At 70.2% G+C, this 14664-nt stretch carries 14 protein-coding genes; 3 read left to right on the forward strand and 11 right to left on the reverse strand.

The window, feature by feature from the left end:
• Positions 1-8: 8 nt before the first annotated feature.
• A complete protein-coding gene (locus CA951_RS09440; RefSeq protein WP_087556586.1) occupies positions 9-1205 on the reverse strand; it encodes a sensor histidine kinase in 1197 nt (398 codons plus the stop codon).
• 139 nt (positions 1206-1344) lie between these two features.
• On the opposite strand from CA951_RS09440, the gene CA951_RS09445 reads away from it, so the two are divergent.
• Together CA951_RS09445 and CA951_RS09450 are read left to right on the forward strand one after the other, a co-directional pair.
• Positions 1345-1986, forward strand: a complete 642-nt coding sequence (locus tag CA951_RS09445) for a hypothetical protein (protein WP_087556587.1) — start codon at positions 1345-1347, stop codon at positions 1984-1986.
• The gene (locus tag CA951_RS09450; protein ID WP_087556588.1) at positions 1983-3434 is read left to right on the forward strand and encodes an alpha/beta-hydrolase family protein; all 1452 of its coding nucleotides are present in this window, start codon (positions 1983-1985) and stop codon (positions 3432-3434) included. The genes CA951_RS09445 and CA951_RS09450 overlap by 4 nt, the downstream gene beginning before the upstream one ends.
• On the opposite strand, the gene gatA is transcribed toward CA951_RS09450, so the two are convergent.
• The 3 genes from gatA to CA951_RS09465 all read right to left on the reverse strand — a co-directional run bounded on the left by gatA (position 3431) and on the right by CA951_RS09465 (position 5840).
• Positions 3431-4912 carry an Asp-tRNA(Asn)/Glu-tRNA(Gln) amidotransferase subunit GatA gene (gene gatA, locus CA951_RS09455; RefSeq protein WP_087556589.1) on the reverse strand — a complete coding sequence of 494 codons (1482 nt, stop codon included), beginning with the start codon at positions 4910-4912 and terminating at the stop codon, positions 3431-3433. The two genes, CA951_RS09450 and gatA, sit on opposite strands and share 4 nt — an antisense overlap.
• Positions 4909-5208 (reverse strand): Asp-tRNA(Asn)/Glu-tRNA(Gln) amidotransferase subunit GatC, encoded by a 300-nt coding sequence (gatC, locus tag CA951_RS09460; RefSeq protein WP_005240352.1) that lies wholly within the window; start codon positions 5206-5208, stop codon positions 4909-4911. Before gatC ends, gatA begins: the two co-directional genes overlap by 4 nt.
• Before the next feature lie 74 nt (positions 5209-5282).
• Entirely contained in the window at positions 5283-5840 is a 558-nt protein-coding gene (locus CA951_RS09465) for an antibiotic biosynthesis monooxygenase (RefSeq protein ID WP_087556590.1), read from the reverse strand.
• 204 nt (positions 5841-6044) lie between these two features.
• Here CA951_RS09465 and CA951_RS09470 point away from each other — a divergent pair, with 204 nt between their 5' ends.
• Positions 6045-6695, forward strand: coding sequence for an amino acid-binding protein (locus CA951_RS09470; protein WP_025432327.1), 651 nt, complete (start codon positions 6045-6047; stop codon positions 6693-6695).
• Positions 6696-6764: 69 nt separating this feature from the next.
• Here the strand turns inward: CA951_RS09470 and CA951_RS09475 are convergent, their stop codons facing one another.
• The 7 genes from CA951_RS09475 to CA951_RS09505 are packed head-to-tail and all read right to left on the reverse strand — an operon-like array spanning position 6765 to position 14547.
• Positions 6765-7253, reverse strand: coding sequence for a GNAT family N-acetyltransferase (locus CA951_RS09475; protein ID WP_087556591.1), 489 nt, complete (start codon positions 7251-7253; stop codon positions 6765-6767).
• A 57-nt stretch (positions 7254-7310) separates the two neighbouring features.
• The gene (gene ligA / locus CA951_RS09480) at positions 7311-9401 is read right to left on the reverse strand and encodes an NAD-dependent DNA ligase LigA (RefSeq protein WP_072937800.1); all 2091 of its coding nucleotides are present in this window, start codon (positions 9399-9401) and stop codon (positions 7311-7313) included.
• Between the two features lie 41 nt (positions 9402-9442).
• Positions 9443-10465, reverse strand: coding sequence for a methionine synthase (locus tag CA951_RS09485; protein ID WP_087556592.1), 1023 nt, complete (start codon positions 10463-10465; stop codon positions 9443-9445).
• A complete protein-coding gene (mnmA, locus tag CA951_RS09490) occupies positions 10462-11556 on the reverse strand; it encodes a tRNA 2-thiouridine(34) synthase MnmA (protein ID WP_087556593.1) in 1095 nt (364 codons plus the stop codon). The genes CA951_RS09485 and mnmA overlap by 4 nt, the downstream gene beginning before the upstream one ends.
• Complete coding sequence (locus CA951_RS09495; protein WP_087556594.1) at positions 11556-12776, reverse strand: cysteine desulfurase family protein; 1221 nt, start codon at positions 12774-12776, stop codon at positions 11556-11558. The genes mnmA and CA951_RS09495 overlap by 1 nt, the downstream gene beginning before the upstream one ends.
• 17 nt (positions 12777-12793) lie before the next feature.
• A complete protein-coding gene (locus CA951_RS09500) occupies positions 12794-13717 on the reverse strand; it encodes a 1-acyl-sn-glycerol-3-phosphate acyltransferase (RefSeq protein ID WP_087556595.1) in 924 nt (307 codons plus the stop codon).
• Positions 13714-14547 (reverse strand): GNAT family N-acetyltransferase, encoded by an 834-nt coding sequence (locus tag CA951_RS09505; RefSeq protein ID WP_087556596.1) that lies wholly within the window; start codon positions 14545-14547, stop codon positions 13714-13716. The genes CA951_RS09500 and CA951_RS09505 overlap by 4 nt, the downstream gene beginning before the upstream one ends.
• Positions 14548-14664 lie beyond the last annotated feature (117 nt).

Below are 14664 nucleotides of genomic sequence, written 5' to 3' on the forward strand. Positions count from 1 at the left end.
CCGCCAGCCTAGGCGGAGGCGGCCGGGAACTCGGCGTGGACCTCGAATCCGCCGTTGTCGTGCAGGTGCGTGGTGAGTACGCCGCCGACCGCCTGCGCACGCTCGCGCATCCCGATGATGCCGTTGCCGCCGGTCGACTCGTGCCTGGTCAGGGCCGAGACGAGGCTCCGCCGCGGCGGGCCGTTGACGATCGACACGGACGCGATCGGCGTCTCGTACGCAATCTTCACCTCGACCGCGGCGCCCGCCGCGTGCCGGGCCGTGTTGGCGAGGGATTCCTGCAGGATGCGGTACATCACCAGCCCGACCGACTCCGACACGTGCCGCGGGTCGCCATCGGTGTGCCAGGAGACGGGGATGCCGGCCCTGCGGCTGCCCTCGAGCAGCTCGCTGATCTGCTGGACGCCGGGCTGCGGCGCGTGCTCGGCCACCTGGCCGTCGCTGCGCAGCACACCGAGGAGTCCGCGGACCTCGTTCAGCGCGGCGCGGCCCGCGGCTCCGATCGATTCGAACTCGGCCCGCGTCTCGTCCGACATGCCCGCGATGCGGTACGGCGCGCTCTGCGCCTGCACCACGACCATCGACATGTGGTGCGCGACGACGTCGTGCAGGTCCCGGGCTATTCGGGCCTTCTCCTCGAGGATCGTCCGGCGGGTGCGCTCGAGTTCGCTCAGCTCCTCCTGCTGTGCGAGTTGCCGCCGGGACAGCACCAGCCACCGGATCAGCAGACCGAACACGACGATGGCGGTCAGTCCCACCGCCCACCCACGACCGTTGGTGCCCGGGGTATCGGCGAGGAACAGCAGGACGGTGGAGATCCACGCCACACCCACGACCGGGATCGCGGCCCGCATGCTGACCGCGGCCAGCAGGGCGAGCATCACCAGGATGTGGACCACCTGCCAGGGGTAGTCGTATCCGTCCTGCAGCGCGAAGACACGCGGAATCACCAGCGCAGAGATCGCGGAGACGGCCCAGGCCAGCGCCGGGTTCGAGCGGATGAGCAGGAACGGGAACGTCGCGAGCGCCGCCACGAACGGTTGAATCGGAGGACTGACCTGGTGGGTCAGCTGCAGGGTCGGCCACGCCACGGCGAACAGGATCGCCGTGACCACGACGATTGCCACGTTCAGCCACTGGCCTTCGGCGGCTCTCCGGATGCGCGTCTTCGTCTTCACACCCTCGACACTAGAAACACAGGTCACGGTGTGTCCTCATACCCCGGACTCACGTCGGCCTAGTACCGGAGTATGAGATCGGAGCCCTCTCCCCCCACGAGGCCAGTGATCGAACCGGACCCGGGAGTGATGTGGCAGCGCAACACGAATTCATAACGTCGTCGTCATGCGAACGACGGGGACACGGAGAACGACTTGGGCCGCGGTGGCGTGTGCGGCCACCGCGATACTGACCACCACAGGATTCGCCGGCACCGGCGCGGCGAGCACGCCCCGCCACGAGAACGTCGCCGCGTCCGCCGCGGTGCGCACGCTCACCACACCGGAAGCGCTCACCGAGGACTCCATTCCCGAGGACTTCGCATCGGTGATGGGGTACACACCGGTGCGGATCGACGGCATGCTCGCCAATCCCGGCGGCGACTGCTCCTCCCCGGTGCCGCTGCCGCTCGAGTTCGACACCGCGTGCAAGGCGCACGACCTCGGCTACGACCTCCTGCGGTACGCATCGCGGTCCGGCGAGGATCTCGGCCCCTGGGCGCGACAGTCGCTCGACGCGCAACTGGATCAGCGGATGCACACCGCGTGCGACACCCGTCTCGACGAGCAGACGCGGGCGCAGTGCTTCGTGATGGCCAACATCGCGACCACCGCCGTCACCGGAAACAGTTGGCGTCAAGGCTATTCGACACCGGTCACCGAAGCCGGGCTCCCGTACGCGCTGGCCGGCGCCGCGGGCGCCGCACTACTCGCAGGCGTGGCGTGGTCGATCCGCCGCCGCCCGCGTCCGGTCGGAGCGATCGCATGACCACCGCGGCTCTGTCCGGTCCCGGACGGAGCCCGGCGCACACCCGGTCGCGTACCGCGCCGAATGCCCTGCGCCGCACACTGACCACGACGATTCCGATCTCCGCCCTCCCCCGCGCCTCCTCGACGATCGCCGTCACCACCGCGACACTCGCGTCGCTCGCCCCCTCACTGCTTCCCCGGAGTGCGCTGACACAAGCACTGTTCACCGGGTTCCTCGCCGCGGTCGGCTTCGGGATCGCCGTCCTCGTCCGTCTGCTCCGGCAACTCGTCACGCGCACGCATCCCCATCACAGTCCGCGGGACTCGGTGCGTCTGCTGGTCCTGATCGGCGCCATGATCGTGGTGACATGGGCGATCGTGCTCGCCGACCACTGGCAGGATTCGCTGCGCGCCGCCATGGGCATGCCGGGCATCGGGCCGGACCACTGGATGCAGGCGATCATCGGGGCGGCGCTGACGTTCCTGCTGTTCGCCGGCATCGGCAGCGTCGTCGCCGCGGTCGCCCGCCGCCTCGGCTGGATCGGCAGCGCCACCACCGCCGTCGTACTCGCGACCGGGCTGCAACTGGTCGCCGGACCCGCGTTGTGGGGGATGATGTCCCGTTCCTACAGCGACTCCAACGCGCTCGTCGATGTGTCCCTGCACCGGCCGGTGTCCGCCGAATCGTCCGGCGGCCCGGAGTCCGCGATCAGCTGGGAGTCGCTCGGGCGCCAGGGACGGCGGTTCGTGGCTGCGGGCGAGCAGTCGGCCGCCATCCGCACATACGTGGGAATGGATTCGGCTCCCGACGTCGAATCGCGTGCAGCGCTGGCGGTCTCGGAGCTGGAACGGGCGGGCGGCTTCGCCCGGTCCGCCATCGTCGTGACCGTGCCCACCGGCTCGGGCTGGATCGACGAGAACGCGGCCGAAGGATTCGAGGAACGCTTCGCCGACGACGTCGCGATCGTCGGCATGCAGTACTCGTATCTGCCGAGCTGGATCACCTTCGTGTTCGGACGTTCCGCCGCAGACGACTCGGCGGCGGCACTGTTCGACGCCGTCGCCGAGCGGATCGCCGACCTACCCGAGATCCTGCGCCCGGCGCTCTACGTCTACGGCCAGAGCCTCGGTTCCGTCGGCGGCAGCGCGATTTTCACCGACGCCGACCAACTCCGGGAACGCGTCTGCGGCGCATTGTGGTCGGGCCCGCCCGCCGGCTCCGTGCTGACGGACGGCGCAACGGTACTGGCGAACACGTCCGACCCGGTGGTGCGGTGGTCCCCCGACCTGATCCTGCACCGGCCCGACCTCTCGCTTGCGGTACGCGATGCGCCGGTCCCCCAATGGATTCCGGGCATCACGTTCCTGCAGACCAGTGTCGACCTGGTGTCCGCGCTGAACTTCGCGTCCGGTCACGGACACCGCTACGGCAGCGAGCAGGGCACCGCCCTGCCCGACTGCCCCTAGCTCGGCGAGCCGATCGGACCGCGTGCGGCCTCGTAGGCGGCACCGACCCGGTACAGCCGCTCGTCGGCCAGTGCGGGAGCCATGATCTGCAGTCCCACCGGCAGACCGTCGTCCGCGGACAGCCCGGACGGAACCGACATCGCGCAGTGCCCGGCCAGGTTGGTGGGCAGCGTGCACAGGTCCGACAGGTACATCGCGAGCGGGTCGCCGACCTTCTCGCCCAGCTTCCACGGCGTGAACGGACTGGTGGGCGACACCAGGACGTCCACCTTCTCGTAGGCCTTGTCGAAGTCCCGGGCGATGAGCGTCCGCACCTTGAGAGCCTGGCCGTAGTAGGCGTCGTAGTAGCCGGACGACAGGGCGTAGGTGCCGATCATGATGCGACGCTTGACCTCCGGGCCGAAGCCGGCGGCACGCGTCGCGGCCATCACCTGGTCGGCGCTCATGTCGCCCTGGTCGATGCGCAGCCCGTACCGCATGGCGTCGAACCGCGCGAGGTTCGACGACACCTCGCTCGGCAGAATGAGGTAGTACGACGCGAGCGCGTACTCGAAGTTGGGGCACGACACCTCGACGACCTCGGCACCGAGTTCGGTGAGTTGCGCGACGGCGGCATCGAACGAGGAGATGACCCCGGGCTGGTAGCTGTCGGAGTGCAGTTCCTTGACCACACCGACCTTCACGCCCTTCAGGTTGCCGCCCGCACCCTCGCGCGCGGCCGCCACCACGGGACGCACCGGCGCGTCGATCGACGTGGAGTCGCGCGGGTCGTGCCCGGCGATGACCTCGTGCAGCAGTGCGGTGTCGAGGACCGTGCGGCCGCACGGGCCACCCTGGTCGAGCGAGGACGCGCAGGCGACGAGACCGAAACGGGAGACCGTGCCGTACGTCGGCTTGGTGCCGACCGTCGCCGTGACGGCGGCGGGCTGGCGGATCGAGCCACCGGTGTCGGTGCCGATCGCGAGCGGGGCCTGCCGGGACGCGAGTGCCGCGGCACTGCCGCCGCCGGAGCCGCCCGGGATGCGGGTGGTGTCCCACGGGTTACGGGTGGGGCCGTACGCGGAATTCTCGGTGGACGATCCCATCGCGAACTCGTCGAGGTTGGTCTTACCCAGGATCGGGATGCCGGCCTCGCGCAGCTTCTTCGTCAGCGTCGCGTCGTACGGCGCGATCCAGCCTTCGAGGATCTTCGACGCGCACGTGGTGGGCATGTCGGTGGTGGTAAAGATGTCCTTGAGCGCCAACGGAACTCCCGCGAGCGGGGATGCGGGAGCATCGCCTGCGGCGAGGCTGCTGTCGACCTCCTTCGCCGACACGAGGGCCTGTTCGCCCGCCACGTGCAGGAAGGCGTTCAGTTCACCGTCGACCGCGGCGATGCGGTCGAGATGCGCCTGGGTGACCTCGACGGACGACACCTCACGGCTGTGGATCTTCGACGCGAGGTCTGCGGCGTCGAGAGTGGTCAGATCGGCGCTCATTCGCCCTCTCCAAGAATCTGCGGGACGGCGAAACGATCCTGCTCGACGGCCGGCGCGCCGGACAGCGCCTGCTCGGGCGTCAGGCCGGGAACGATCACGTCGGGACGGGTCACGTTGGTGACGGCGTTCGGGTTCGCCATCGGCGGAACATCCTCGGCGGGCACCTCGGTGACCACCTTCACGTGGCTGAGAATCGAGTCCAGCTGACCGGCGAACTCGTCGAGCTCGGCATCGGTCAGGGCGAGTCGAGACAGCCGCGCGAGGTGCGCGACCTCGTCACGGGAGATGGCAGGCACCGCGGGGCCCCTTTCGGTTCGGACGTACACATTCGGACGTACACAAGTGGGTCCCAGCCTAGAGCGTGGTCGGATCAGGCGTGCAGCCAGCGCCGCAACCTGGCCGTCAGGAACGGCAGAACCACGAAGACCATCACCGGAGTCGTGAGCACCGTCGCCACCACGGTGCGGGTCACCACGTCCAGGGGCGCCAGCCGCGGAGTGACGAACATCGCGACGAGCAACGAGATCGGGAAGAAGCCGAGCCAGATGGTGACCGCCTGCTTCCATCGCGGCGGTGGGGCAGAGACCCGCACGGCGTGGGTGAGCGTCGACTGCGGTTCGAACCAGCCCTCCACCCCGGTCAGCCGGTGCGTCACCGTGTCCTGCGCCAGACCCGTCCCCCGCCCCACCCACACCTTCCGCGCAGGCGAGGTGGTCCACGCGTCGAGCGTGTGCTCGTCCGCGAACCGGTACACCACGTGATACTGCTCGGGGTCGGACGCCGCGCGCAGCCAGCCCCCGCCGAGGAACCCCGGGAACGTGCCCGCCATCGCCATCCCGGCGTCCGTCCAGCGCAGGAACTCCTGCTCGCGGCCCGCCGCCACCCGCCTCGAGACGGACGTCGTCACTCCCGTTGCCGTGGTGTTCATGCACCCATGTTTGGGCCGTCGTGTTTCGTGCACGAGGCGAATCCGTATCGGCGATGTCACGAATCGAGCGCGACCTGCGAGTCCCCGTTCCGACCCGGGCGAAGCCGCAGGGGGGACCGCATACTCGGGAACGAAAGTGCAAGGATGGTGAGCGACGGGGGTCGCAGGTACTCCCGCGTCTATCTCGTGGTGAAAGGGACGCACGTGTCGTATCTGCTTCGCGTCCAGCTCCCCGACCGTCCCGGTAGCCTCGGCTCTCTCGCCGTCGCCCTGGGCTCGGTGGGTGCTGACATTCTGTCGCTCGACGTGGTGGAACGGGGTGCCGGATTCGCCATCGACGACCTCGTCGTCGATGTCGAGCCGGGATCGCTCCCCGACACCCTCATCACGGCCGCCGAGAACCTGCCCGGCGTCACCGTCGACTCCATCCGGCCGTACGCCGGAATACTCGACACCCACCGCGAGCTCGAGCTGATCGACCAGGTCGCCACCGCCGCGGACGATCGACTGCAGGTCCTCGTCGACGGCGCACCGCGGGTGCTCCGGGTCGGCTGGTCCGTGGTCGCCGATCTCGGCCCCCACGGCGCATACCGGGTGGTCGGCAGCTCCGGAGCGCCCGAGACGCATGCCACCGAGATCCCGTGGATGCCGCTGGAGAAGCCCACCGCGCTCGACGGCGAGGGCGACTGGGTGCCGCAGGTGTGGCGCGACATGAACACCACCCTCGCCGCGGCTCCCCTCGGGACCACCGGCCGCGTGCTGATGCTCGGCCGCCCCGGCGGCCCGGAGTTCCGTCCGTCCGAGATCGCCCGGCTGGGCTACCTCGCCGGCATCATCGCGACGGTGCTGAGCTGACATCCGCCCCGGGCCGGGAGGTCCGGGGCCGGGAGGTCGGGGGCCGGGAGGTCCGGGGCTGGGGTCGCCTCAGACGAGTTCGCGGACCAGGACGGTGAGCTCGACACCCGGGACGGGCGCCCAATTGCGGTCGGGCACAGGCACGAAGCCGTTGCGGTCGTAGATGCGGCGGGCGTCTTCCATGTCCGGCTGGGTCGACATCACGACCGCGCGGTCGCCGCGGTCGTAGGCCGTGTCGAGCACGTGCCGCACGAGCGCCGACCCGACGCCGGACCCGCGGGCGTCGGGGGACACGGCGAGCATCCGGAATTCGAGTTCCCCCGGCTGCGCGACGTCAGCGTACGGGGACGCGGGTTCCGCGATCGTGACGGAACCCACGACCCGGCCCTCCATCACCGCCACCCGAACCTCCGCCTTGTCCGCCCGTTCAGCGGTGTCGCGCAACCGGTTCGTGTACGGATCGTGTGCCTCGACGTGTCCGCCGCCCACGTAGGCGATCACCGTGAGGTCGCTGACGGCCTCGTACTCGTCCGGTGTCGCATTCCGAATCTCGATCATGTCCAGAACTATGACAGGACAGCTCACGCCGCCCAAAACTCGAGCGTGAGGTTCCCGTCACACTCCGGAATCCGCGACCGCGTCCGGTCCGCCCTCCAGCAGTCGGCGGAACCCGTCCTCGTCGAGTACCGGCACACCGAGTTCGACGGCCTTGTCGTGCTTCGACCCCGGCGATTCGCCGGCCACCACGAACGCCGTCTTCTTCGACACCGAACCCGCGGCCTTGCCGCCCCGGACGAGGATCGCCTCCTTCGCCTGGTCGCGGGAGAACGTCTCGAGCGAACCCGTGACGACGATCGACAGTCCCTCGAGGTTGCGCGGAATCGATTCGTCGCGTTCGTCTTCCATGCGCACACCGGCCGCCGACCACTTGTCGACGATCTGCCGGTGCCAGTCGACGCCGAACCATTCGACGACGGCCGCGGCGATGGTGCCACCGACCCCGTCGACGGCCGCGAGTTCCTCGACGGAGCTCTCCCGGATCCGGTCCAGCGACCCGAACTCGCCCGCGAGCGCACGCGCCGCCGTGGGACCGACGTGGCGGATCGACAGGGCGACCAGCACACGCCACAGCGGCTTGTCCTTGGCGGTATCGAGATTGTCGAGCAGCCTGCGGCCGTTGGCCGACAGCCCGCCGGCCTTGGTCCGGAACAGCGTCGTCTTCAGCAGGTCGTCCTCGGTGAGCGAGAACAGGTCGCCCTCGTCGCCGATCGCCTTCGCTTCGAGCAGGCTCGTCGCGGCCTCGTAGCCGAGCACCTCGATGTCGAACGCACCGCGGCCCGCGACGTGGAACACGCGTTCCCGAAGCTGCGCGGGGCAGTACTGCTGGTTGGGGCAGCGAATGTCCGCGTCACCCTCCTTGGCGGGGGCCAGCGGCGTGTCGCACTCCGGACAGTTCGCCGGCATCACGAACTCGTACTCGTCGCCGGTCCTGGCGTCCACCACGGGCCCGAGGACCTCGGGAATCACGTCTCCGGCCTTGCGCAGCACGACCGTGTCGCCGATCAGCACGCCCTTGCGTTTGACCTCGGAGCCGTTGTGCAGGGTGGCGAGGGAGACGGTGGACCCGGCGACCGTGACCGGTTCCATGTAGGCGAACGGGGTGACCCGGCCGGTGCGGCCGACGTTGACCCGGATGTCGAGGAGCTTGGTGGTGGCCTCCTCCGGCGGGTACTTGTACGCGATCGCCCAGCGCGGCGCCCGCGACGTGGACCCCAGCCGGCGTTGCAGCGACGTCTCGTCGACCTTGACCACCAGGCCGTCGATCTCGTGCTCCACGTCGTGCCGGTGCTCGCCCCAGTACTGCACCCGGTCCACGACGGCGTCCGCACCGGTGACGCGGACGGTGTGGGTGGACACGGGCAGGCCCCACGCCGCCAGCGCCGTGTACGCGTCGTACTGGGAGGCAGGCTCGAATCCTTCGCTCCGGCCGAGACCGTGGCAGATCATCCCGAGGCGCCTGCGGGCGGTGACGGCCGGATTCTTCTGCCGTAGCGACCCGGCCGCCGAGTTGCGGGGATTCGCGAACGGCGCCTTGCCCTCCTCGACGAGCGCCGCGTTGAGCGCCGCGAAGTCCTCGAGCCGGAAGAACACCTCACCGCGCACCTCGAGAAGCGCCGGAACCGGGTATTCGTCTGTGCCGGTGAGCTTTTCCGGGATGTCGTCGATGGTGCGGGCGTTGAGCGTCACTTCCTCACCGGTCCGGCCGTCGCCGCGGGTGGCGGCGCGGACGAGTCTGCCGTTCTCGTACACCAGGTTCAGCGCGACTCCGTCGATCTTCACCTCGCACAGGTAGTGCAGATCGGGGCCGGTCTCCTGCTCAACCCGGCTGATCCAGGTGCGCAGTTCGTCGGTCGCGAAGACGTTGTCGAGGCTCAGCATCCGCTCGAGGTGATCGGCGGAGGCGAAGTCGGTGGCGAATCCTCCGCCGACGAGCTGGGTCGGCGAATCCGGCGTCCGCAGGTCGGGGTACTGGTTCTCGAGGTCGTTCAACTCGCCCAGCAACACGTCGAACTCTCCGTCGGAGATGATGGGCGCGTCGCGGACGTAGTAGCGGAACTGGTGCTGCCGCACTTCCTCGGCCAGCTCGTTCCAGTGCTCCCGGACGTGTCCGGGGGCCGGTGTCGGGGCTTCGGTCGATTCACTCACCATCGAAGATTAACCGGTCCGGCCGACACCGAACCCCGGACTCAGAGCGATTCGGGGTCGTCGGTGAACGCGCTGCTCACCTCGGCGCACAACTTCAGCGCGTCGCGGCTCCAGGACGCGTCGGCGCCCGCGAGTCCGCAGGCCGGTGTCACGGCGATCTGGGTCCGCAGCGTCGTGCGCGGGAATCCGAGCCGGTCGATCAGCGTCACCGCAGGTCGGGCGAGGTCGCGCCAGGTGGCGGGCACGGCGGGGGCGGTGGTCGGGATCAGCCCCAGCACCAGCTCCTTGCCCGCGTCGAGCAACTCGCCGATGCCGTCCAGGTCCGAAGGCGCCAGCTGCGACACATCCAGACCGACCGCGCGCGCACTGCTGCGCCGCAGCAGGTCGGTGGGCAGGTCCGCGGAGCAGCAGTGCACCATGGTCACTCCGCCGGACCCGGCGAGGGCGGCCTCGAGCACCGCGAGCGCCTCTGGTTCCGGCATGGCCCGCACGGTCTCGAGCCTCGATCTACCGGACAGTGTGCCCGCCAGCACGGCGGGCAGTCGTGGCTCGTCGAACTGGATCAGCACCTGCGCACCCACACGCCGGGTGACCTCCGCGGCGTGCCGCGCGAGTCCTTCGCCCAGCGATTCGGCGAAGTCGCGCACCGCACCGGGGTCGGTGAGCACGCGCCTGCCGGTGCCGAGTTCCACCTCGGCCGCCAGCGTGAGAGGACCCACCGACTGCACCTTCACCACGTGATCGGCCCCGGCGAGGCCCGCACTCTCCCACGCTTCCTCGAGCGCGTCGAGGTCCTGGTTCAGGAAGTCGGTCGCCCGCTTGGCGACCGAGCCGCGACGCTGCACCACACGGTAGGCGGACGTGGACACGTCCAGTTGCAGATCCACGAGCAGGGCGCTGGCGCGGCCGATCATGTCGGCGCCGAGCCCGCGGGCGGGCAACTCCACCAGGTGCGGGAGCCTGCCGAGTTCGCCGAGGACGATGGTGGCAGCTTCGCGCGGATCCGTTCCGGGCCACGAGCCGACGCCGGTGACGGCACCGGCCAGTGAGATATCTTGCGTCACTGCGTGTTCGGACGCGCGTCGGTACCCGAGATGGTTCCGCTGCCCAGCACGATGTCGCCTGCGGGGTCGGTCCGGTACAGCACGACGGCCTGCCCCTTCGCGACGCCGGTGAGCGGTTCGCGCAGCGAGATGCGGATACCGCCGTCGACGGCTTCCGCGACAGCCTCGGCGAGTCCGCCGTGCGCGCGTACCTGCACGGTGCATTCGACCGGTCCGGACGGCGCGCTCCCGGACGTCCACACGGCGCGGTCCGCGCTGATCGCGTGCACTTCGAGGTCGCGTGCCGAACCGACACGGACGGTGCCGGTCTCGGGTTCGATCGACGTCACGTACCGCGGCTGCCCGTCGGCCGCGGGGCCCTGGACGCCGAGACCCTTCCGCTGTCCGATCGTGAACCCGTGCACGCCTTCGTGTTCCGCGAGCACCTCACCCGAATCGGCGTCGACCACGCTGCCCGGGCGGACACCGATGTGGGCGCCGAGGAACGCCCGGGTGTCACCGGACGGGATGAAGCAGATGTCGTGGCTGTCGGGCTTGTTCGCCACGGCGAGGCCGCGTTCGGCGGCCTCCTCCCGGATCAAGTCCTTCGGGGTGTCGCCGACGGGGAACATCGCCCGCGACAGTTGCTCGGCCGTCAGCACACCGAGCACGTACGACTGGTCCTTGTCCGCGTCGACGGCCCGGCGCAGCACACCGTCCTCGAGCTGCGCGTAGTGGCCGGTGGCCACCGCATCGAACCCGAGGGCGATCGCGCGGTCCGCGAGCGCCGCGAACTTGATCTTCTCGTTGCACCGCAGGCACGGGTTGGGGGTCTCCCCCGCCGCGTACGAGGCCACGAAGTCGTCGATCACGTCTTCCTTGAAGCGGTCGGCGAAATCCCATACGTAGAACGGGATTCCGAGCACGTCCGCGGCACGCCGGGCGTCACCGGCGTCCTCCTTGGAGCAGCAGCCCCGGGACCCGGTGCGCAGCGTGCCCGGCTCTGCGGACAGTGCGAGATGCACGCCCACCACGTCGTGTCCGGCAGCGACTGCCCGTGCCGCCGCCACGGCGGAATCCACACCGCCGCTCATGGCCGCCAGTACTCGCATCAACGATTCCCTCCACGCGCTCCGACACCGGCGAGCCCGGCGGCGCGGGCCCGCTCCACAATTTGCGGCAGTGCCGCGACGACTGCATCCACGTCCGCGACCGTCGAGGTGTGCCCGAACGAGAAGCGCAACGACCCGCGGGCGGTCGCGGCATCCACGCCCATCGCGGTCAGGACGTGGCTCGGGCGCGCGACACCGGCGGTACACGCCGAACCGGTCGAACACTCGATCCCGGCGGCGTCGAGCAGCATCAGCAGCGAATCACCCTCGCAGCCGGGGAACGTGAAGTGGGCGTTGCCCGGCAGTCGCGCGCTGCCCACCGGACCGTTCAGCACGGCGTCCGGGACGATCTCGCCGACGCGTTCGATGAGTCGGTCGCGCAGGACGGACAGTTCCGCGGCGCGGGAGTCGAGGTTCGCGGTCGCGTCGCGCAGCGCCGCCGCCATGCCGACGACACCGGCGGTGTCCGGGGTGCCCGAACGCAGGTCGCGTTCGTGTCCCCCGCCGTGCAGCAGCGGCGCACACGGCACCTGACGCCCCAGCAGGAGCGCACCGACGCCCTGCGGTCCGCCGACCTTGTGCGCGGCGATGCTCAGTGCGGACAGCCCGCTCGCAGCGAAGTCCACGGGGACGTGGGTGACGGCCTGGACGGCGTCGCTGTGCATGGGCACACCGAACTCGGCCGCCACCGCGGCGAGTTCGGTGATCGGCATGATCGTGCCGACCTCGTTGTTGGCCCACATGATCGTGACCAGCGCGGTCTCGTCCGCATGGACGGCGAGTTCGTCGCGCAGCGTCTGCGGCGACACCCGGCCCAGTTCGTCGACGGGCAGCCACGTGACCTGTGCGCCCTCGTGCTTCTCGAGCCACTCCACCGCGTCGAGCACCGCATGGTGCTCCACGGCAGCGGCGAGGATTCGCACCCGGCGGGGGTCGGCGTCGCGCCGCGCCCAGAAGATGCCCTTGACCGCGAGGTTGTCGCTCTCGGTGCCGCCGGAGGTGAAGATGACCTCGGACGGCCTGGCGCCGAGGTCGGCGGCGATCGACTCGCGGGCCTCCTCGATGCGGCGGCGGGCGGCGCGCCCGGAACCGTGCAGCGAGGACGCATTGCCCACGGTACTGAAGATGTCGGTCATCGCCCGGACGGCCGCCGGCACCATGGGAGTGGTGGCTGCGTGGTCCAGGTAGACGGGGTGATCGGCACTGCGGGCAGAGGTCATGACGTGACCAGGATAGCTCAGGCGACGAGACGCTCCGCCGCCTCGATGCCCGCAGCCGCCGTCCCGACCGCACCCTGCAGCGGATCGACGATGTCGTGCGCTGCGAGATCGATGCGTTCGTCGCCGCGTGCGGCGCGTTCACACCGGGCCGCCAGATCCCGGCGGCACTCCCCCGGATACTCGATCGGCGCCAGCCGGACCTCGGCGTTGACGCCCTTCTGGCGGATGATGCGCCGGATCGACAGGCCGATCGTCTCCTCGCCCACGAAGCACGGCCCGGTCGTCAGGTCCCCGCCCCGGCCGGTGTATCGCAGCGAGACCGGCTGGACCGGGCACTCCGCGTCGATCGCCGCCTGGAACAGCGCGGGCCGGAATCCGCCGTACGCCCGTCCGCACCACGTGGTGCCCTCGGGGAACGCGACGACTCGTTCGCCGTCGCGCAGCCTGCCCGCCGTCGTCGCCACCGTGCCCGGCAGCGCCCGCAGGCTCTGCCGTTCGATCGGGACGACCCGCATCCGCCGGGCGAGCGAACCCAGAACCGGCCAATCCAGCAGATCGCCGCGGGCGACGAAGTTCGCCGGTGCGAGCGCGCTGAGCACCAGCACGTCGGTCCAGGACACGTGGCCGGCCACCACCAGGAGGCCGCCGTCGTGCCTGCGCTTTCCGCGGTGATCGACCACGACGAGGCGAATTCCGACGCAGCGCAACAGCATCGCCGCGTACCGACGCTGCAGACCGGTCCGCCACGACCGCGGCAGCAACCATCCCGCGGTCAGGAGCGGCGCCGTCGCCAGCGCCGACACCACGAGGCACCACCGCAGGACCACGGTCGGGATCGACACGGCGTTCGCCTCCGCGGGCAGGCATCCTGCGCCGCACGGACTCGACGGCATCCACGAATGCACGGGCACTGCAGCCGTCTCCGGCACGGCGGCGGTCATGCCTGCGTCCCCGCCTCGAGAGTGGCCGATGCCGAACGCAGGCGGTCGAGGTAGCGCTCGTTCGCGCCGTGCAATCCCTGCAGGGCAACGAAGTCGGCGACTCCGAATTCCGGATCGTGCGCGGGCTCGCCACACACCTTGGCGCCGAGGCGGAGGTACCCCCGGAGCAGCGGCGGCAGGACCGGACGGGCAGGCGGGTCGATCTCGTCGAGTGACCGGCCGTCGACGCGCACCGGGTTCCGGGGGACGGCCCGGGAGGCCGGGTCGCTGCCGTACTTGCGGAGCAGCAGGTCACGCACGCCGCGGACGTTGGAACCGGCCATCGCGTCGGGGTGCTCCCGCATCGGCACGGAAACGCAGCCCATCACCCACTCGTATCCGGTCAACTGCAGGTAGTGCAGGATCCCGGCCCACATCAGGCTCAGGACCGAACCGGAACGGTGATCGGGGTCTACGCACGCCCGGCCCATCTCGACGATGCGGTTGCCGACGGGATCGAGTGCCGAGATGTCGAATTCGGTGGCGGTGTAGTAGCCGCCGGCCTGGGCGGCGGCGTCGGGCGGGAGCATGCGGTAGCACCCGACGAACTCGCCGGTCTCCTCGTACCGGACGAGGAGGTGGTCGCAGAAGTCGTCGAACCGGTCGGCGTCGAGGGCGTCCGCGTGCGCGGGGACGGAGAAACCGGGTTCGGACGCGAACACGCGGTACCGCAACCGCTGAGCGGCCACGCGGTGTTCGCGGTCGGACGAGACGACCAGGGAGTACCTGGGTGCGGTTACAACAGAATCGGCGGTCTCACTCGGTGCGCGGAGAACTGACGAAGTTGTCATGGCGCAGGTTTACCGAGCAGGGGCGGCGCGGGGGCGTCGCCCGGGTGTCGTGTCGATGCAGCCCGGATGAACGACGGAAGATACGACGGCGGCCCCGCTCCCGGGAAAGGGAACGGG

The organism is Rhodococcus sp. NCIMB 12038, from assembly GCF_002165735.1.
Taxonomy (GTDB): Bacteria; Actinomycetota; Actinomycetes; order Mycobacteriales; family Mycobacteriaceae; genus Rhodococcus_F.